This window comes from Nonomuraea sp. NPDC050022 (assembly GCF_044460705.1).
Taxonomy (GTDB): domain Bacteria; phylum Actinomycetota; class Actinomycetes; order Streptosporangiales; family Streptosporangiaceae; genus Nonomuraea.
In genome coordinates this window covers 782,777-799,204 of the sequence record NZ_JBITKE010000005.1, presented here as the reverse complement: position 1 = coordinate 799,204, position 16,428 = coordinate 782,777, and the positions used below count along the sequence as shown (strand labels likewise).

The 16,428-nt window shown below is 68.8% G+C and carries 16 protein-coding genes; 6 read left to right on the top strand and 10 right to left on the bottom strand.

From position 1 onward, the window contains the following. Window positions 1-715: 715 nt before the first annotated feature. Entirely contained in the window at window positions 716-1,273 is a 558-nt protein-coding gene (locus tag ACIBO2_RS25240; RefSeq protein WP_397299716.1) for a TetR/AcrR family transcriptional regulator, read from the bottom strand. Window positions 1,274-1,320: 47 nt separating this feature from the next. Here ACIBO2_RS25240 and ACIBO2_RS25235 point away from each other — a divergent pair, with 47 nt between their 5' ends. Further along, entirely contained in the window at window positions 1,321-2,496 is a 1,176-nt protein-coding gene (locus ACIBO2_RS25235; protein ID WP_358545595.1) for a cytochrome P450, read from the top strand. A gap of 12 nt (window positions 2,497-2,508) precedes the next feature. On the opposite strand, the gene ACIBO2_RS25230 is transcribed toward ACIBO2_RS25235, so the two are convergent. Genes ACIBO2_RS25230 through ACIBO2_RS25220 form a run of 3 tightly spaced genes read right to left on the bottom strand, consistent with a single transcriptional unit; the run spans window position 2,509 to window position 4,330 of the window. Beyond that, on the bottom strand, window positions 2,509-3,042 hold the full coding sequence (locus tag ACIBO2_RS25230; protein ID WP_358545593.1) for a ferritin-like domain-containing protein: 534 nt from the start codon (window positions 3,040-3,042) through the stop codon (window positions 2,509-2,511). Window positions 3,043-3,092: 50 nt separating this feature from the next. Further along, window positions 3,093-3,539 carry a YdeI/OmpD-associated family protein gene (locus ACIBO2_RS25225; RefSeq protein WP_397299712.1) on the bottom strand — a complete coding sequence of 149 codons (447 nt, stop codon included), beginning with the start codon at window positions 3,537-3,539 and terminating at the stop codon, window positions 3,093-3,095. Beyond that, window positions 3,536-4,330, bottom strand: a complete 795-nt coding sequence (locus ACIBO2_RS25220) for an alpha/beta fold hydrolase (protein ID WP_397299709.1) — start codon at window positions 4,328-4,330, stop codon at window positions 3,536-3,538. The genes ACIBO2_RS25225 and ACIBO2_RS25220 overlap by 4 nt, the downstream gene beginning before the upstream one ends. Before the next feature lie 112 nt (window positions 4,331-4,442). Between ACIBO2_RS25220 and ilvD the strand changes: the two genes are divergently transcribed. Next, the gene (gene ilvD / locus ACIBO2_RS25215; RefSeq protein ID WP_397299706.1) at window positions 4,443-6,089 is read left to right on the top strand and encodes a dihydroxy-acid dehydratase; all 1,647 of its coding nucleotides are present in this window, start codon (window positions 4,443-4,445) and stop codon (window positions 6,087-6,089) included. Window positions 6,090-6,142: 53 nt separating this feature from the next. Here the strand turns inward: ilvD and ACIBO2_RS25210 are convergent, their stop codons facing one another. Continuing rightward, window positions 6,143-7,432: an ATP-binding protein gene (locus ACIBO2_RS25210; RefSeq protein WP_397299703.1), complete on the bottom strand. Its 1,290-nt coding sequence runs from the start codon at window positions 7,430-7,432 to the stop codon at window positions 6,143-6,145. 245 nt (window positions 7,433-7,677) lie between these two features. Between ACIBO2_RS25210 and ACIBO2_RS25205 the strand changes: the two genes are divergently transcribed. Beyond that, window positions 7,678-9,663 carry a hypothetical protein gene (locus ACIBO2_RS25205; protein WP_397299700.1) on the top strand — a complete coding sequence of 662 codons (1,986 nt, stop codon included), beginning with the start codon at window positions 7,678-7,680 and terminating at the stop codon, window positions 9,661-9,663. Here the strand turns inward: ACIBO2_RS25205 and ACIBO2_RS25200 are convergent. Further along, on the bottom strand, window positions 9,625-10,023 hold the full coding sequence (locus ACIBO2_RS25200) for an AAA family ATPase (RefSeq protein ID WP_397299697.1): 399 nt from the start codon (window positions 10,021-10,023) through the stop codon (window positions 9,625-9,627). The two genes, ACIBO2_RS25205 and ACIBO2_RS25200, sit on opposite strands and share 39 nt — an antisense overlap. A 107-nt stretch (window positions 10,024-10,130) precedes the next feature. After that, complete coding sequence (locus ACIBO2_RS25195; RefSeq protein ID WP_397299694.1) at window positions 10,131-11,276, bottom strand: epoxide hydrolase family protein; 1,146 nt, start codon at window positions 11,274-11,276, stop codon at window positions 10,131-10,133. Between the two features lie 63 nt (window positions 11,277-11,339). Between ACIBO2_RS25195 and ACIBO2_RS25190 the strand changes: the two genes are divergently transcribed. Further along, window positions 11,340-12,311 carry a WYL domain-containing protein gene (locus ACIBO2_RS25190; RefSeq protein ID WP_358545578.1) on the top strand — a complete coding sequence of 324 codons (972 nt, stop codon included), beginning with the start codon at window positions 11,340-11,342 and terminating at the stop codon, window positions 12,309-12,311. Here the strand turns inward: ACIBO2_RS25190 and ACIBO2_RS25185 are convergent. Further along, window positions 12,288-13,472 carry an erythromycin esterase family protein gene (locus tag ACIBO2_RS25185; RefSeq protein ID WP_397299690.1) on the bottom strand — a complete coding sequence of 395 codons (1,185 nt, stop codon included), beginning with the start codon at window positions 13,470-13,472 and terminating at the stop codon, window positions 12,288-12,290. The two genes, ACIBO2_RS25190 and ACIBO2_RS25185, sit on opposite strands and share 24 nt — an antisense overlap. 91 nt (window positions 13,473-13,563) lie before the next feature. Here ACIBO2_RS25185 and ACIBO2_RS25180 point away from each other — a divergent pair, with 91 nt between their 5' ends. Beyond that, window positions 13,564-14,241 (top strand): TioE family transcriptional regulator, encoded by a 678-nt coding sequence (locus ACIBO2_RS25180; RefSeq protein ID WP_358545574.1) that lies wholly within the window; start codon window positions 13,564-13,566, stop codon window positions 14,239-14,241. Between the two features lie 4 nt (window positions 14,242-14,245). Here ACIBO2_RS25180 and ACIBO2_RS25175 read toward each other — a convergent pair whose 3' ends face one another. Next, window positions 14,246-14,851 (bottom strand): class I SAM-dependent methyltransferase, encoded by a 606-nt coding sequence (locus ACIBO2_RS25175; protein WP_358545573.1) that lies wholly within the window; start codon window positions 14,849-14,851, stop codon window positions 14,246-14,248. A 72-nt stretch (window positions 14,852-14,923) separates the two neighbouring features. Here ACIBO2_RS25175 and ACIBO2_RS25170 point away from each other — a divergent pair, with 72 nt between their 5' ends. Continuing rightward, entirely contained in the window at window positions 14,924-15,382 is a 459-nt protein-coding gene (locus tag ACIBO2_RS25170; protein ID WP_358545571.1) for a MerR family transcriptional regulator, read from the top strand. Here ACIBO2_RS25170 and ACIBO2_RS25165 read toward each other — a convergent pair. Then, window positions 15,369-16,235, bottom strand: a complete 867-nt coding sequence (locus ACIBO2_RS25165) for a hypothetical protein (protein WP_358545569.1) — start codon at window positions 16,233-16,235, stop codon at window positions 15,369-15,371. The two genes, ACIBO2_RS25170 and ACIBO2_RS25165, sit on opposite strands and share 14 nt — an antisense overlap. Between the last annotated feature and the right edge of the window lie 193 nt (window positions 16,236-16,428).

Sequence of the window (16,428 nt, the reverse complement as noted above, 5' to 3'; positions counted from 1 at the left end):
TCGGGCCCTGTGGCCAACTCTGGGGATGTTCGATCCATGTAACCTCCTGAACGCGGACGAGGGCCCCGGCGCCATGATGCGCCGGGGCCCGCAACTAGGTTGTTCAACACCATCTACCGGCCAAGAGGCCGAATTGCCGTTTCCGCAACAGCCGCCCGCTGTGGGCGGGGGTGCGGGGATCGCGTAAGCGTGACCGTAGACCACCTTCCCGTCTGTGGAGCTGCGGTACCCGTGCGGCGAAAACACGCCGGCGACGGGCGATCCTGATGGCGTTCAACACTCCCTTCGCTATCTGTGAACCTTCTACAACCCATGTCATGAGACGACCTTCGGCCGCTCTGGCAGCGCGTCCACGCGTCGGGCCCCTTGCGACTGCTCGGCCTTTCACGTCCGACCTTCTGCCGGTTACTGCTCACTTGCAACTGCGGTACTGCTGCGACCCGTATGGCCGCTCTGGCAGCGCGTCCACGCGTCCGGCCCCTTGCGACTGCTCGGCCTTTCACGTCCGACCTTCTGCCGATCACTCCTGCTATCCACGCTCGTCCGGGCGGCTCGTCGTGACGCCGGGTATCTCGTGCGCCGCCCTCGTGGATCCGTTCCTTGCGATGGAAGAAACACTAGCCACAACAGCAACGAATGTCTACTGCGGCGACTACAGATTTTCGATCCCTGGCGCAGCAGTCTCACCAGATGGCCTCTGGCGAGGAGTTCGTGGTCAGGAGGCCGCTTCGATGACGCCGTGGACGGCCCGGGAGACGCGCTCGGCCGCCGTGTCGGGATCGGGCCGTCCGGCGTCCAGCCAGGCGATGACCCCTTCGACGGTCACCGCGAACACCAGCCGCGCCGCCCAGTCCGTCCACTTCGGATCGACGATCCTGGCGGCCAGATGATGCCGGGCGATCCGGACGGACTCGCGGGTGAAGTCGTCGATGAGCTCGCGGAACTCCGGCTCGCGGGCCGCATGGCGGAACAGCAGCCGGAACCCGTCCGGATCAGCATCGGCCGCCCGCATGAGCGCCGGGATCGTCTGGTCGTTGAAGCCCGATTCCCCAACCCGTTCGCCGAGCCGCGAGCACGCCCGGTCGAGCACCGCCTGATAGAGGTCGGTCTTCGACTCGAAGTGCCGGTAGAGGATCACCCGGCTGACGCCCGCCTCGCCGGCCACGTCGTCGAGGCCGGTGGCCGTGTAGCCGCCCGCGGCGAAGGCGCGCGTCGCGGCGTCGAGGATCTGCTCCCGGCGCTCGGCCCGGGGCATCCGCCGGACGGTTTCCATGAGCGCTCCTCTTGTTTACTTTCGAGTCTACAAATACCGTTGTTCACATGCCAGTAAACAAGCTTCCCTTCGAGCAGCCTGAGCTCCTCCGGCCGGCGCCCCTGCTGCGCGCGCTCCAGGCCGAGGGGCCGGTGCATCGCGTAAAGACGAGCACGGGCGACGACGCCTGGCTGGTGACCGGCTACGAGGACGTGCGGCGCCTGCTCGACGATGACCGGCTCGGCCGCTCGCACCCCCAACCCGAGACCGCCGCGCGCATCGGCGAGTCCGCGCTGTTCGGTGGCCCGATGGGCGACTTCGACACCGAGCACGAGGACCACACCAGGATGCGGGCGGTCTTCCAGCCGCACTTCTCGCCGAAGCGCATGCGGGCGTTCCGTCCGCGCGTGGAAGAGCTCACCGACCAGCTGCTCGACGAGCTGGAGCGGAAGGGCTCACCGGCCGATCTCCACCAGGCGCTGGCGCTGCCGCTGCCGATCCTGGTCATCTGCGAGCTGCTCGGCGTGCCGTACGAGGATCGCGACCAGTTCCGCGCCTGGACGGAGGCGGCGGGCAACACCGCCGACAACGCCCGCTCGATGCAGGGCCTGATCGACCTGTACGAGTACGGCAAGAGCCTCGTCGAGCGCAAGCGGCACGCGCCGGGCGACGACGTGATCTCTCGCATGATCGAGGTGCCCGACACGAACGACGACGAGATCGCGCGACGGGCCATGAACCTGCTGTTCGCCGGACACGAGACCACGGTCGTGCAGATCGGCATGGGCGCCCTGTACCTGCTGGCGAACGCGGAGCAGTGGGACGCCCTGCTGGCCGAGCCCGAGCTGCTCACCGGGGCGATCGAGGAGATCCTCCGGGTGCCCATGGTGAACGGCACCGGCGGCATCCCCCGATACGCCCGCGTCGATCTGGAGATCGGCGAGGTCACGGTCCGGGCGGGCGAGCTGGTCCTGCTGCACATCGGCATGGCCAACCACGACGAGACGATGTTCGCGGACCCGGAGCGGTTCGACATCACCCGGGAGGCGATGGCTCACGTCTCGTTCGGCTACGGTGCCCGCTACTGCATCGGGGCGCCGCTGGCCCGGATCGAGCTGCAGGCGGTGTTCGCCCGGCTCATCCCGCGTTTTCCGGGGATGCGGCTGGCGGTGCCGGTCGAGGAGCTGCGCGTGCGCGCCGACTCACTGACGGCAGGCCTGGTGTCGCTGCCGGTTAAATGGTGAAGTTTCCCCTTCTTAGGAGGGAATGCGTTCGAGCAGGCTCTGCATGTCGTCGGCGTGCTCCTCCTCCTTGGCCAGGAGCTCCTCGAACACCCGGCGGGTGGTGATGTCCTTGTCGCCCAGCCACTGGATGATCTCGGTATAGCTGGCCACCGCGATCCGCTCCGCGACCAGGTCTTCCTTGATCATGTCGATCAGTCCGCGGCTCTCGTCGTACTGGGAGTGGGCGCGGGAGCTGAGCGTGTCGGGGTTGAAGTCGGGCGCGCCGCCGAGCTGTACGATCCTGGCCGCGAGTTTGTCGGCGTGCTCCTGCTCCTCGCCGGCGTGCTCCAGGAACTCCGCCGCCACCGACTCCGACTGCAGCCCGGACGCGGTGTAGTGGTGCCGCTTGTAGCGGAGCACGCACACCAGCTCGGTGGCCAGGGCCTCGTTGCACACCTGGATGACGCGCTCCAGGTCGGCGCCGTAGGCGTCGGTGATCGGGCCCTTGTCGATCTCGACGCGGGCGCGCTCGCGAATGGTCTTGATGTCGGTCAGGAACTCAGCCATGGCGCCCATATGCCCACTCGCTTGGCAAAGACGCCCCTTCGTCCGCAAAATCAGCCCTCATGGTTGGCGAGCCGGGTGACGGTGTCGGCGACGCGCCGCTGCCTGGTCTCGGCCTTCTTGGCGCCCTCGACCTGCAGGACGTAGCGGAGCTTGCGGGAGTACGACAGCCCTTCGAAGAAGCGCTTGGCCTCGGGAGCGTCGTCGAGCGCCGCGGCCAGGTCGGCCGGCACCGCCACCTCCCGGGGCGCGGTGTCGAGCTCCAGCGTCACCTCCACCTCGTCGCCCGCGGCCACTCCGGCGCCCTGCCGGTTCTCGGCGCTGAGCGGCAGCATGTACCGCCCGCCCATGGAGGCGACCGTGCTGCGGTAGCCGTAGCCATTGATCGTGACGCTGACGGCGGGCCGCCTGCTTCCGCCGAGGCCCTCGACGACTTCGCTGGGGACCTCGATGCCCGTGGCGGTCTTGCCGCCCCGTTCGACGACGGCGCGGAATCTCATCGGAAGAATCCTTCCAGGACCGGTGCCAGGGCCGCGGCCTTGACGATGTGCGTCTGGCCGTCGAGCGTGTGGTGCTCGGCGTTGGGCAGCACGTCGGCCCAGGCCCGCATGCCGTTGCGCATCCACGCGGGGCTCTTGCCGCCGCAGATCACCAGGGTCGGGATCTTGACCGAGGCCCAGGGGGCGGCGGGGAGCGGCTTGCCGCGCTCGTAGTCGGCCACGAACGCGACGTCGTAGAGCAGCGTGTGGACGATGGCCTTCATACCGGACCAGGCGGGCATGAAGCGCATCATGGCGACGACCGCGCCGGGCAGATTGACGCCCTTGCGCATGAAGTAGGCGACTGCCTGGCCCCGGCGCCCGGTGGCGACCATCTCTTCGAGCTGCCGTACGTAGTCGCCCGGGATCGGTGGCCGGGTGTCGTCGACCACGAACGGCGCCTCGTAGACGGCCACCTTCGACACCGGCAGGCCACTCTCGACGGCCGCCATGGCCAGCGCCGCGCCGGAGGAGATGCCGTACAGGAAGGCAGTGCCGCCCGCCTCTTCCACCAGCGCGGCCAGATCCTCGATCTCGCGCTCGGGGGAGAACGGCGCGGTGTCGCCGCTGTCGCCGCGCCCCCGGCGGTCGTAGGTGTAGACGGTGAAGCGCCGAGCCAGCTCCTTGGCCAGCGCCGGGTTCGGGCCGGCCGCGCGGTGGCACATCGCGCCGTCGACGAGGATGACCGCCGGACCCTGGCCTATGCGGTCGTACGCGAGCTGGGTGCCGTCTTTGGAAGTGACCTTGTCCATATTCGTCTCCTTGTCGGATGGTTGCAGCCTCCCACCGACAATTATTTTTGTCAAGGAACGACCAGGGGACCCTCAGTGATCGGTACGGCCGGCTCGTTCGTAAGGTGGCAGCATGAGCATCGCCGATGATCCGGACCGCGCACCCGCCCGCTCTCACCTGTACGCCATGGGACTGTCGGAGGAGGAGATGCGCCGCCCCATGATCGGCATCGCCTCCACCTGGACCGGCACGATGCCCTGCAACCTCACCCAGCGTGAACTGGCCGCGCACGTCGCCACGGGGGTGCGCAGGGCGGGTGGCACGCCGATGGAGTTCAACACGATCGCCGTCTCCGACAACCTGACCATGGGCACCCCCGGCATGCGCGCCTCGCTGGTCAGCCGCGAGATCATCGCCGACTCGATCGAGCTGATGGGCCGGGCGCACGGGTTCGACGCGCTGGTGTGCATCGTGGGGTGCGACAAGACCGTACCGGCGGGCATCATGGCGCTGGCCCGCCTGGACGTACCCGCTGTCGTCCTCTACAGCGGCAGCATGATGCCCGGCCGCTGGCGCGACCGGGACGTCACCATCCAGGACATGTGGGAGGCCCTCGGCGAGCGCGCGGTCGGCCGGGTCGACCAGGCCGACGTGGACGACCTGGCCAAGTACGCGTGTCCGGGCCCCGGCACCTGCGCCGCCCAGTACACCGCCAACACCATGGCCTCCGTCGCCGACTTCCTCGGCCTGGCCCCGTTCGGCATCGGCGACATCCCGGCCGTCGCCGAGACGAAGAACGCCGCGGCCGAGCGCGTCGGCGAGCTCGTCATGGACGCGCTGGCCCGCGACGCCAGGCCCTCGCGCATCCTCACCGAGGACGCCCTGCACAACGCCATCGTCTCGGTGGCCGCCATGGGCGGCTCGACGAACGCCGTACTCCACCTGCTCGCCATCGCCCGCGAGGCCGGGCTGCCGCTGCGCGTCGACGAGATCGGCGCCATCTGCCGCCAGGTCCCCATCATCACCAGGCTCATGCCCAGCGGCGCGCACACCGCCGCCGACCTGTGGCGCGCGGGCGGCACCGCGCTGGTGGCGCGGCGGCTGCTGGACGCGGGCCTGCTGCGCGCGGACGCCGCCCTGGTCGACGCCCGTACGTACGCCGAGGTCGCCGCGGCGGCGACGGAAACGCCGGGGCAGCAGGTGGTCACGACCGTCGAGAACCCCGCCAAGGCACGCGGAGCGCTGGCCGTCCTGCGCGGCTCGCTCGCCCCTGACGGCTGCGTGCTCAAGCTCAGCGGCAAGGCGGACTTCCGGTTCGAGGGCCCGGCCCGGGTGTTCGACTCCGAGGAGGAGTGTTTCGCGGCGATCCAGGAGGGACGGATCCTGCCGGGCGACGTGATCGTCGTCCGCTACGAGGGCCCGGCCGGCGGCCCTGGCATGCGGGAGATGCTGTCGATCACGGGCGCGCTGGTGGGCACGGGGTTGGGGGATTCGGTGGCATTGGTCACCGACGGGCGCTTCAGCGGGGTCTCGCATGGCATGGTCATCGGGCACGTCGCACCCGAGGCGTACGTCGGCGGCCCGCTCGCGCTGGTACGTGACGGCGACGTGGTCGTCATCGACAGCGCGGCGGGGACGCTGGACCTGAACGTGGCGGAGGAGGAGCTGAGGCTGCGGCGGGACGCCTGGGTACGGCCGGAGCGGCCGGTCGAGCGAGGGGTGCTGGCCAAGTACGCGGCGACCGTCAGGTCCGCCTCGGACGGCGCGGTGACCGTTTGACCGGTGCCGGCTACTCGACGCTTTTCGCTATTGGGGGGCGTGAGCCGGTGAGGCTAGCGGCGGGACGGCAGGCTCGGCGTCACCGTGTCCGGTCCCAGGTGATTCCACAGGATCGACAGTGGCGAGAAGAAGATTCGATCCCCTGACGGGAGGTTCGTCGCACCGAGGTGCAGGACATACCCGGCACGGAACCTGTCGCCGAGCTTGTCTCTCAGCCAGCGCAGGTGCTTGGCGTCCTCGCTCTTGGGCGTGGCTGACGCCTTGACCTCGATGCCGACCACAGTGCCGTCGCGGCGTTCGAGGATGAAGTCGACTTCGCGCTTCTCCCTGTCCCGATAGTGCCGTACGGCGACATGTCGGCGGGCGAAGGTCGACAACTTGAGAAGCTCCGCGAAGACGAAGGTCTCCAGCAGTCCGCCGAGGGCTGGATGACCAGGGGCAAGGAGCGACTCCGCGTCCACGTCCATGAGATGGGCGGCCAGTCCGCTGTCGGTCACATAGGTCTTGGGCGCGTGGGTCACCCGAGAGCTGAGGTTGTTGGACCATGCGGGCGCCGGAGCGACCAGGAACACGGTTTCCAGGTAGGCCAGATATGTGCGCACGGTTGCGACGTCCAGCCCTAGACCTTCGGCGATATGGGCGAGGACGACCTGGCCGCCTGCTCGGGCCGCGACCAGGGCGATCAGATCGGGGATCGCCTGGGCCTTGTTGACATGGGCGAACTCGCGGATGTCGCGCGAGATCACGGTGTCCAGGTAGCCGCGGAACCACGCCCGAATCGCCACTGGTGAGTTCAGGCGCAGGACTTCCGGATAGCTGCCCTGGCTGATGAGGTGGATGTAGTCCTCGCGTGTCCATGCCGACTGGCGACCGGTGAAGGCCCCCGGGTCGATGAACGCCTGATCGCAGAATCTGCCCGCGTCGCCCACTCGCTCGCTGACCGCGAAGGGCCACAGGTCCACGAAGGCCACCCGACCCGCGAGCGACTCCGACAACGTGGGGATGCTGAGAAAGCGGGTCGATCCTGACAGCACGAACTGGCCTGGAGACCAGTCCTCGTCGACTATCTGCTTGATGGCCAGAATCAGGGGATCGCCGGCTCGTTGGATCTCGTCGATGATCACCGGTTGGGGCCGTCTGCGTGCGAAAGTGCGCGGATCGTCCTTGGCGATGGCGAGCTCTGAAGGATCGTCGAGGGTGGTGAATGTGGCTTCGCCGAACCGTCGGCAGGACTGGAGCAGCGTTGTCTTGCCGGACTGGCGCGGCCCGTTGATGATGACGATCCTGAGCTCTGCGAGAAGCTCCTTGAGAGAGTCGGCCGCGAGCCGAGGAAGAAGATCCATACCGCCCTCACCTGCAAATAGACAGCGCAGAGCCCGGTTTTCCCTGTTTCGCGGGCTGAGTTTTCCCTGTTTCGCGGACTCTATTTTCCCTGTTTCGCGGCCCGCGCGTACAGAGGATCGCCGATCGACGGTCAGGAGATCGATCCTTCGCGAAGGGGCGCGGTGGCCGTCCAGCTCTCGCCCGGGACACTCCCATGGAAGAACGACCGGTGCCAGACCACCCGGCTGGCTAGCCTGGGACGACAATGACTCGAACCTTCTTCGAACCCGACGAGACCGACGAGTTCGAGGCTGCCGTGGGTCTGCTGACCCGCCGCTGCCTCGCCTGGGCGGACGAACACGGCCTGCCCGCCGACGACACGGTGCTGGCGGCGGCCCTGGAATCGCGCCACCGCAGCCGCGACGGCCGTCTGGCCTACTGGGACACGGAACAGGTGCGGCGCTTCCTGCTGGAATGGGTCCCGCACTACGTGGTCGCTCCTCGGGACATCCTCGAGGCCGCGCCGGACTGCCTGCTGACCTTCCTGCGCTACCTCGACGCCTCAGGTCTGCGCGACCCGCGCGGCACCGCGGTGGCGGACCTGTCGTCCGCCGTGACCGAGGCCGAGTACACCGCCGCGCTGAACGATCCCCTCCGCCAGAGCGTCGCGAAGTTCTGGACGCGGACCGCCGTCGACAGGGGTGTCGATTTCGACGATCGCCGGGCGGTGGAGAAGTTCCAGCGGGACGTCGACGCCGGGCGGGTGACGTTCGACGCCGAGGTCCTCGACCAGCTGATGATGGCGCGGCTCACCGAGCCGGGGCCGGACCAGGAGCGCGCATACGCCCAGCCGCCCATCGCCCTCCCGCCCGCGGCAGAGCTCACCGAGGCGGCGGCTCAGAGCGTTCTCGTACGGCGACTCGCCGCCGTGGCGGAGTGGGCCGGAGCGGACGGGCGACCACTCACCGCCGCGGGGGCTCCCCGGCGCCCCGACGCCCGAGAGCTGGCGGCACTGCTGGAAACCGGGGAAGACAACCTGCGCGTCGCCGAGATGCGCCAGGTGAACCTCCTGCTCGCTTGGGCGAAGAAGGCCCGCCTGATCCGTACGAGCAAGGGACGGCTGTTCCGGGTGGCCAAGGCCGCGCCGATCCTGCGCGATCCGGACGCCCTTTGGAGACGTGCGTTCGAGACGTTCTTCGAGATGGGCAGCACGATCGGGGCGCCGCCTTCGTCCTGGTACCCCGCCTCCATGCTCGTCGAGTCCTTCGACGAGATCCTGCCGGACGTGCTGAACTCGATGTACGGCCTGCCGAGTCCTGTTCCCGTGGTCCGCCTCCAGGAGTCGGTTTGGCTGGCCTGCAAGGAGTACTTCCTGGTCGATGACAAGGGATTCCGGGAGGAGGCGTGGCGGCGGCAGGTCGATGTGGACCTGGTGGCCGCACTCGAGGCGCTGGCCGCGCTCGGTGCCGTGGAGCTGAGCCATGGGGCGGCCGACGAACTGTACTCCAGCGACCTCGATGACGAAGACCAGCCCCTGGATTCGGCGGCGGCCACCCGGCTGCTGGCCCGCCTGCGCGATCCGGACCTCCTGCTGGCCCGTCTGACGCCGCTGGGCCTGGGGGCCACCCGGGAACGCATGCTCGCGGAAGGCCGTGACGCCCCGCTGATCGGCCAACTGGCCACCGCGCCACCCGCCGAACTCCTCGGCCTGCTCGCCCAGCACTACCCGCCCGAGGCGGCCGCCGTCGAGCTGTCCGGCTGGCTGGCGGTGCCGGGGCAGGACGTCGAGACGCTGCTGCGGGCCGTACGCGATTGTCCATTCCGTACGCGGGCTTCGGCCACGCTCGGCATCCTGACGGAAGCACTGCCCGACGGCCCGTCGATACTCCGGAGCCTGCGCGCCGACCCCGTCCTCGGCCCCCTCGCCCTGACCGCGCTCCTCGACGGCGGAGACCTCCAGCCGGAGTCCATCGAAGATCGCGAACAACTGCTGCTACTGGCGGAAGGGCTGCTCAACCTCTTCGAACTCGGAGGACCAGAGGCCGTCCTCGAGCAGGTCACCGAGATGGCGGGAAAGGACGCGACGGGAGTGATCGAGGCGGCCGTGAGCTCTGGGCATCCTGACGTCATCGGCTTGGCGGAACTGGGCGAACTCGTTGCCCAGTCCGCCCGTGCCCACCCGCTACGCCTCGTGCCCGGCAACGCACCAGGATCACGCGGGCGTCGCCACGGCAAGAAGCGCAAACACTGAGACAGAGCTTGTTCCGCATCTGCGTACGAAAGTGCGCGGATCGTCCTTGGCGATGGCGAGCTCTGAAGGATCGTCGAGGGTGGTGAACGTGGCTTCGCCGAACCGTCGGCAGGACTGGAGCAGCGTTGTCTTGCCGGACTGGCGCGGCCCGTTGATGATGACGATCCTGAGCTCTGCGAGAAGCTCCTTGAGAGAGTCGGCCGCGAGCCGAGGAAGAAGATCCATACCGCCCTCACCTGCAAGTAGACAGCGCAGAGCCCGGTTTTCCCTGTTTCGCGGGCTGAGTTTTCCCTGTTTCGCGGACTCTATTTTCCCTGTTTCGCGGGCCGCGCGTACGCAGGATCGCCGATCGACGGTCACCGATCGATCCTTCGCGAGCGACCCGATCCGCCAACGGAGAGCCGCGGTCCGCGGATGTTCCGCGGCCTTCCTGCCCCGCCAGACCGCGACTCCCACGGAGCCCTGAGCTAGCGGACCTTCCGGAAGAATGCCCGCACGTCGTCGACCAGCAGGTCAGGGGCCTCCATGGCGGCGAAGTGGCCGCCCCGGTCGTACTCCGACCAGTGGATCACGTTGTGCTCGCGCTCCGCGATCCGCCGGATCCCGCCGTCGCCGGGGAAGACCGCGACCCCGTGCGGGACCTCCGACCGCTCGACCGGCGTTCCCCACTGTGCCGAGCCCTCCTTGTAGAGCCGGGCCGACGAGGCGGCGGTGCGGGTCAGCCAGTAGATCGTCACGTCGGTCAGCATCTGGTCCAGGTCGACCGCGTCCTCGGGCAGGTCGTGCGCGGGGTCGGTCCACTCCTTGAACTTCTCCACGATCCAGGCCAGCTGGGCGGCGGGGGAGTCGTGCAGGCCGAAGGCGACGGTCTGCGGCCGGGTGGCCTGGATCATCGCGTAGCCGGAACGGTCGTTGTCGGCGTACTGCTGCATGCGGGCCAGCTCGGCCTCCGTGAGGCCCTCCATCTCGGCCGGGTCGAAGGTCGGGAAGCCGAGCGCGCCGTTGACGTGTACGCCGGCCACCCGGTCGGGGGCGAAGCGGCCGAGTTCGGGGGAGATGACCGAGCCGCTGTCGCCGCCCTGGGCGCCGTAGCGCTCATAGCCGAGGCGGCTCATCAGCTCGGCCCACGCGCGGGCGACCCGGCTCAGGTCCCAGCCGGTCTCGCGGGTGGGGCCGGAGAAGGCGAAGCCGGGGATGGACGGGGCGACGACGTGGAAGGCGTCGGCGGGGTCGCCGCCGTGGGCGCGGGGGTCGGTGAGCGGGCCGATGATCTTCATGAACTCGACGATCGAGCCGGGCCAGCCGTGGGTGAGGACCAGCGGCAGCGCGTCCGGCTCGGGGGAGCGCACATGCAGGAAGTGGATGTTCTGGCCGTCGATCTCGGTGGTGAACTGCGGGTACTCGTTGAGCGCCGCCTCGTGCTTGCGCCAGTCGTATCCGGTGCGCCAGTACTCGGCCAGCCGCCGCACGTACGAGACCGGGATGCCGTACGACCAGCCGACGCCGGGCAACTCGTCGGGCCAGAGGGTGCGCGTCAGCCGGTCGTGCAGGTCGTCGAGCGCGGACTGCGGGATATCGATGCGGAACGGACTGATCTCCGTGGTGAACGTCATACAGAACACGTTAGGAACGAGCTAGGTCAGGAGCGGTCCTAGGAGTGCGGCAATCTGGAGAGCATGTTGGAGACATCGGCCCGGTTGCTCAGACTGCTCTCGCTCCTGCAGACCTATCGGGAGCGGTCGGGTGTGGAGCTGGCCGAGCGGCTCGGCGTGACCGTGCGTACCGTCCGCCGTGACGTCGGGCGGCTACGCGAGCTCGGCTATCCCGTGCACGCCATCCCGGGCGCGCCCGGTTACCGGCTCGGTGCGGGTACGGACCTGCCGCCGCTGCTGTTGGACGACGAGGAGGCGGTGGCGGTCGCGGTGGGGCTGCGGACGGCGGCCGGGGGCTCGGTGTCGGGGATCGAGGAGACCTCCGTGCGGGCGCTGGCCAAGCTGGAACGGGTGCTGCCGTCCCGGCTCCGGCATCAGGTGCACGCGCTGCAGTCGATGACCGTGCCGATGGGGCGGGCGGGTTCGGTGGTGGATCCGACGGCCCTGACCGCGATCGCCGCCGCCTGCCGCGACCACGAGACCTTGCGGTTCGACTATCGGACGCACGACGGGCAGGAGAGCGTCCGCGCCGCCGAGCCCTGTCGGCTGGTCCACTCGGGGCGGCACTGGTACCTGCTGGGGTGGGACACCGACCGGGCCGACTGGCGTACGTACCGGATCGACCGCCTGAGCCTGCGGACGCCGAACGGGCCGCGGTACGTCCCCCGCGACCCGCCCGACTCCGACGTGGCGGCCTACATGTCCCGGTCGATCTCCAGCGCGCCCTATCGGTATCAGGGCCGATTCAAGATGTACGCGCCGGCCGAGGTCGTCGCCGGGCACATGCCGGCCACGACTGGGACGATTGAGCCGATTGACGAGCGGTCCTGCATGCTGTCCAGCGGGGCGAACCACCTTGACGAACTCGCCGTCTGGGTCGCGCTGATGGACATCGACTTCGAGGTGCACGCGCCGCCCGAACTCGTCGACCGCGTCCGCGCCCTCTCCACCCGCCTCGCCACCGCCGCCGGCTCATCCCCTGTCGGGCCAGCCTGACAGCCTGACGGCCCGCTTGAGGAAGAGGACGCCGTCGATCAGGTCGAGCTGGGCCGGGTCCAGCGGGAAATAGGCGAAATCTTGGGAGACGCGCTGGGCGGGCTTCGTGACGGCCTCGGCCAACTGGCGGGCATCGATGAGCGAGTGGTCCCAGGGGAGCGCGGACAGGATGCCCTCGACGGTGTCCGGGGACGGGGTGTCCTCGCCGACCGTGCCGAAGGCCGAGGCCAGGAAGGCGTACCGGTCGCCCAACTGCGTCCCGGTGATCGCCCCCGCGCTCCACCACTCCAGCGTCTGGTCGCCGAACGACATGAAGCTCTTGTGCCGCTGCAGGTGGAGGTTGGCGGAGAAGACCAGGGCCGGGCCGTGCTCGGCGATGGCCCGCAGGTTGGCGGCCATCATCGCGTCCCGCAGGGCCGACAGCCGGGTCCACCGGGCCGGGGACGCGTCGGCCATCCAGTAGTGGAAGCGGAGCAGGCCGACGGCGGTGCGTCCGTACAGCTCCGCCAGCTCCCTGTCCGCCGCGCTCAGTCCCGGCGCCTGCGTGTCGAGCAGCGCCACCAGGTCGTCGGCGATCAGCCGCAGCCGCTGGGCGTCGGCGGACTGGCCGATCGACACGGACGGATCCATGGCCGTGGCCTCGTTCGACCACCTGTCGTCCGGGCCGAGCAGCGTGTCGAGGGCTTCCCTGGTCACTACGGCGCCGAGGAGCGGGCCGTCGAGGAGGTCGTAGAGGCCGGTGAGCGCCTGGCGCGGGCTCGCCGCCCAATACTCCAGCGGGCCGTCGAAGCCGAAGAACCGGAGCTTTTCGTCGTGGTCCTCGTTGTACGTACGCATCCAGTGGACGAGCTCGCGGTTGGCCGGGGACGTGCCGAAGTTGTGGCTGAAGCCGCGCTCCATGACGTCGTCGAGCGTGCCCGTGCCCGTCGTGATGTAGTCGTTCACCACGAGGCCCATGAGGCAGTCGCTCTCAATGGCGAACGACCGGTAGCCCTCGTGCTCGACCAGATGCCGGAAGATCTCGTTGCGCGCCTCGCCCAACTCCTGCACGAAGTGCCGGGCCTCGCCCAGGCCGAGCAGCAGGGGCTTGGCGGGCAGTGACTGGAGGAACTCCGAGATGCTCGCGCCGTCGAGCGGACGGGCGGTGTCCTTGATATCCATTCCTTAAACGGTATCGTTGAACTTTCGTTGTAGACTTTGCCGCGCAAATACCCTCTTCCACCACGACGGACCTTCAATCGGTGATGCATCCATGAGGCCAGTGGACCTGGCGCGCGAGCACGGCCTGTCCACCCAGGCGATCAGAAACTACGAGGACGCCGGCATCCTGCCCGCCGCCGAACGCACCGCCCACGGCTACCGCACCTATACGCCACTGCACGCGCAAGCCCTGCGCGCGTTCCTCGCCCTCGTGCCGGGCCACGGTCACCACACGGCCACGTCCATCATGCAGGCGGTCAACCGGGGTGCCACCGAGGACGCGCTGCGGCTCATCGACGAGAGCCACGGCCAGCTCCTCGACGACCGCCGCACCCTCCAAGCCGTCGAAGCCGCGCTCCGCGATCTGGCGCCGGTGCCGCAGGAACGCGGCGACACCTTCATCGGCCCCCTGGCGCGCAGGCTCGGCATCCGCCCCGCCACGCTGCGCAAATGGGAGAACGCCGGGCTGATCCAGCCGCGCCGCGATCCGCAGACCGGCTACCGGATCTACAGCGCGGCCGACGTACGGGATGTCCGGCTGGCCCACCAGCTCAGACGGGGCGGCTACCTGCTGGAGCAGATCGCCCCGCTGATCGCTCAGGTCCGTTCCGCCGGAGGCGTCGCCCCCCTGGAGTCGACCCTGCGCGACTGGCAGGCCCGCCTGTCCGCTCGGGGTCGCGCCATGCTCAGAGGCGCCGCCGAGTTGGACGCGTACCTCCGCGAACCTTGAGGCCTTATGAGTTGTTGGCGAGTACACAGGCGACCGGCGGGTCGAGCTCAAGCGTCTCGACCCGGAGCTGGGTGAAGCCGGCCTGGGTGAGCAGGTCCTGTAGCTCTTGGGCGGCTCGGACCGTGGTGTCCCGGGTTGCGCCGGGGCAGCGCGGCTGGCTGACGAGCGCGATACGTCCTCCGGGGCGGAGCAGGCCGCGCAGCTCGCGAAGCCGCGCCACCGGGTCGGGCCAGAACCCCAGGGAGTTGACGGCGAGAATGGCATCGAGCGGACCGCCGAAGCCCGGCAACCGCTCCACGGAGGCGCACGTGAGGTGCACACGGCGAGCGCGGACAGCGGCGGCGTTGTGGCGGGTGGCCCGCCGGACCATGGCCTGCGAGTGGTCGACGCCGAAGACATGGCCCTGGGTGGCGCGGGCAGCGAACTCGGCGATGGCGATGCCGGGACCGAACCCGATCTCGAGCACCCGGTCGGTTGGCTGGACGTCCAGCAACCGCACCGCCCAGATGTTGCGCTGCCGGTTGGAGGGGCGATGGGCGAACATCCAGCCGTTCGCCCACCCGACGATGCCCCGGGGGCGATGGGCCTGGCCCACCAAGTATCTGATCACGCGTTGCTTGAGAGATGTACCCGCTGTCTGCATGATCGTCAGTCAACGGCTTCAAGTACGCTTGAAGTCAACATGGACGAGCAGCTGACGATCGGCGAGCTGGCACACCGCACCGGTGTGGCCACCTCCGCCCTGCGCTACTGGGAGGACCTCGGCCTGCTACCGGCACCGGCCCGAGTCTCCGGCCAACGGCGTTATCCGCCGTCGGCGGTCGAGCTGGTCGGTGTGGTGTTGCTGCTGCGAGGTGTCGGTTTCACGTTGCGGGAGGTCAAGGCGTTCGTCGCAGCTCACTCGCCGGACGGCGACGGCTGGCGGGAGCTGTACGAACGCAAGCTCGCCGAGCTGGACCAACGAATCGCTCAGGCTCAGGTGGCCCGCACCGCCATCGCCCATGGGTTGGCCTGCCCACACGAGAACATCTTCGAGTGCGCCAACTTCACCAGCGGGGTCACGGCGCTCCTGGCGGGACATTCTGTCGAAGAGGCGCATTCGCAGATCCACCCTGGGATGCCCTACGTCAGGAGCCCGTGATGCTGAGCAGCGAGAACCACTGATTGATGACGCGAGCCTTTCCACGAGACGGTGGTATGACGGCGAGATAACTGGTCACACTATTGCGCTTGAGCCGCTTCTTGAAGGTCTTGCCGTGGCTCAGAGCAGCGGTTTCGCGACCAGGGAAGCTTGCGGTGAACGTGCTCCCGGGCCGGGCGACGAAGCTGTCTCCCTGCAGAGCCCCGTACCAGATGAGGGCCCCACCCGCAGAGGTCTTGAGCGCGAAGATCTCCGGCATGAGTTTCGGCTGGTAGCGCACATTCCACTGGCCGCCCAGCCCTTTCCGCTCATCCAGCACGGCATTGGCGGTTTCAGTGGTGAACCTGCCCGCAGCGATCGTCTGCCGGGCACGCGGGTCGGCGCCCGCGGTGGCGATCAGGCGCACATGCGACTGGGCCGCCTGCCGGGGCGAGATCGCGAGAGTTCCGCGCTCGTCCACCGGTAGCGCGGTGGCGAGTCCGTCGCGATCCTTGGCTATGGCGGGCACCTTCATCGTCGAGTCCGTGAAGGAGGACGCGACCACGCGCCATCCTTGGGCCGTCTTCTGGAAGATGGCCTGCGTCCAGGACTTGTTCCCTTTCCGCGTGAATTCGGCCAGGAACCACGGCGCATTAGCGCCGCCGCTCCTGGGAATGGTGAAACGCGTCTTGCGTATCTCCATCGGATTGGTGCTGTGGTTGCCGATCATCCCGTTCAGGCGCTCGTCGGCCTTGGTCTGCCGCAGGGAGAGCCCCGCCTCCGCGGCCTCCCATCCTTTCCCCTGAAGTACGGCCTGGTCGGCCAGTTTCTCGTACCGGCCGAGAATGCCCTTGGCCTCAGCCGGGGTGACCACGCCTTGCTGGGCTGGGGTCGCGCGTGCCTGGCGTCCGCCGACTGCCCATGGGGGTTGCTGAGCGGATCCGCTCCCGCAGGCGGCGACACCAGAAAGGACTAAAATTGCTAGAACGGGAGCTGAATGGCGAATGTTCATCGCTGTCTCCGGATGTCGATTGCCACGATGTACGTAGCGCAGATCGGCCCGGGTT

Coding starts and splice junctions, on each gene's coding strand:
- ACIBO2_RS25195 (WP_397299694.1), bottom strand. CDS start 11,276: ATGACGTTCACCACGGAGATCAGTCCGTTCCGCATCGATATCCCGCAG.
- ACIBO2_RS25240 (WP_397299716.1), bottom strand. CDS start 1,273: ATGGAAACCGTCCGGCGGATGCCCCGGGCCGAGCGCCGGGAGCAGATC.
- ACIBO2_RS25225 (WP_397299712.1), bottom strand. CDS start 3,539: ATGAGATTCCGCGCCGTCGTCGAACGGGGCGGCAAGACCGCCACGGGC.
- ACIBO2_RS25220 (WP_397299709.1), bottom strand. CDS start 4,330: ATGGACAAGGTCACTTCCAAAGACGGCACCCAGCTCGCGTACGACCGC.
- ACIBO2_RS25230 (WP_358545593.1), bottom strand. CDS start 3,042: ATGGCTGAGTTCCTGACCGACATCAAGACCATTCGCGAGCGCGCCCGC.
- ACIBO2_RS25190 (WP_358545578.1), top strand. CDS start 11,340: ATGTTGGAGACATCGGCCCGGTTGCTCAGACTGCTCTCGCTCCTGCAG.
- ACIBO2_RS25170 (WP_358545571.1), top strand. CDS start 14,924: ATGGACGAGCAGCTGACGATCGGCGAGCTGGCACACCGCACCGGTGTG.
- ilvD (WP_397299706.1), top strand. CDS start 4,443: ATGAGCATCGCCGATGATCCGGACCGCGCACCCGCCCGCTCTCACCTG.
- ACIBO2_RS25205 (WP_397299700.1), top strand. CDS start 7,678: ATGACTCGAACCTTCTTCGAACCCGACGAGACCGACGAGTTCGAGGCT.
- ACIBO2_RS25235 (WP_358545595.1), top strand. CDS start 1,321: ATGCCAGTAAACAAGCTTCCCTTCGAGCAGCCTGAGCTCCTCCGGCCG.
- ACIBO2_RS25210 (WP_397299703.1), bottom strand. CDS start 7,432: ATGGATCTTCTTCCTCGGCTCGCGGCCGACTCTCTCAAGGAGCTTCTC.
- ACIBO2_RS25185 (WP_397299690.1), bottom strand. CDS start 13,472: ATGGATATCAAGGACACCGCCCGTCCGCTCGACGGCGCGAGCATCTCG.
- ACIBO2_RS25180 (WP_358545574.1), top strand. CDS start 13,564: ATGAGGCCAGTGGACCTGGCGCGCGAGCACGGCCTGTCCACCCAGGCG.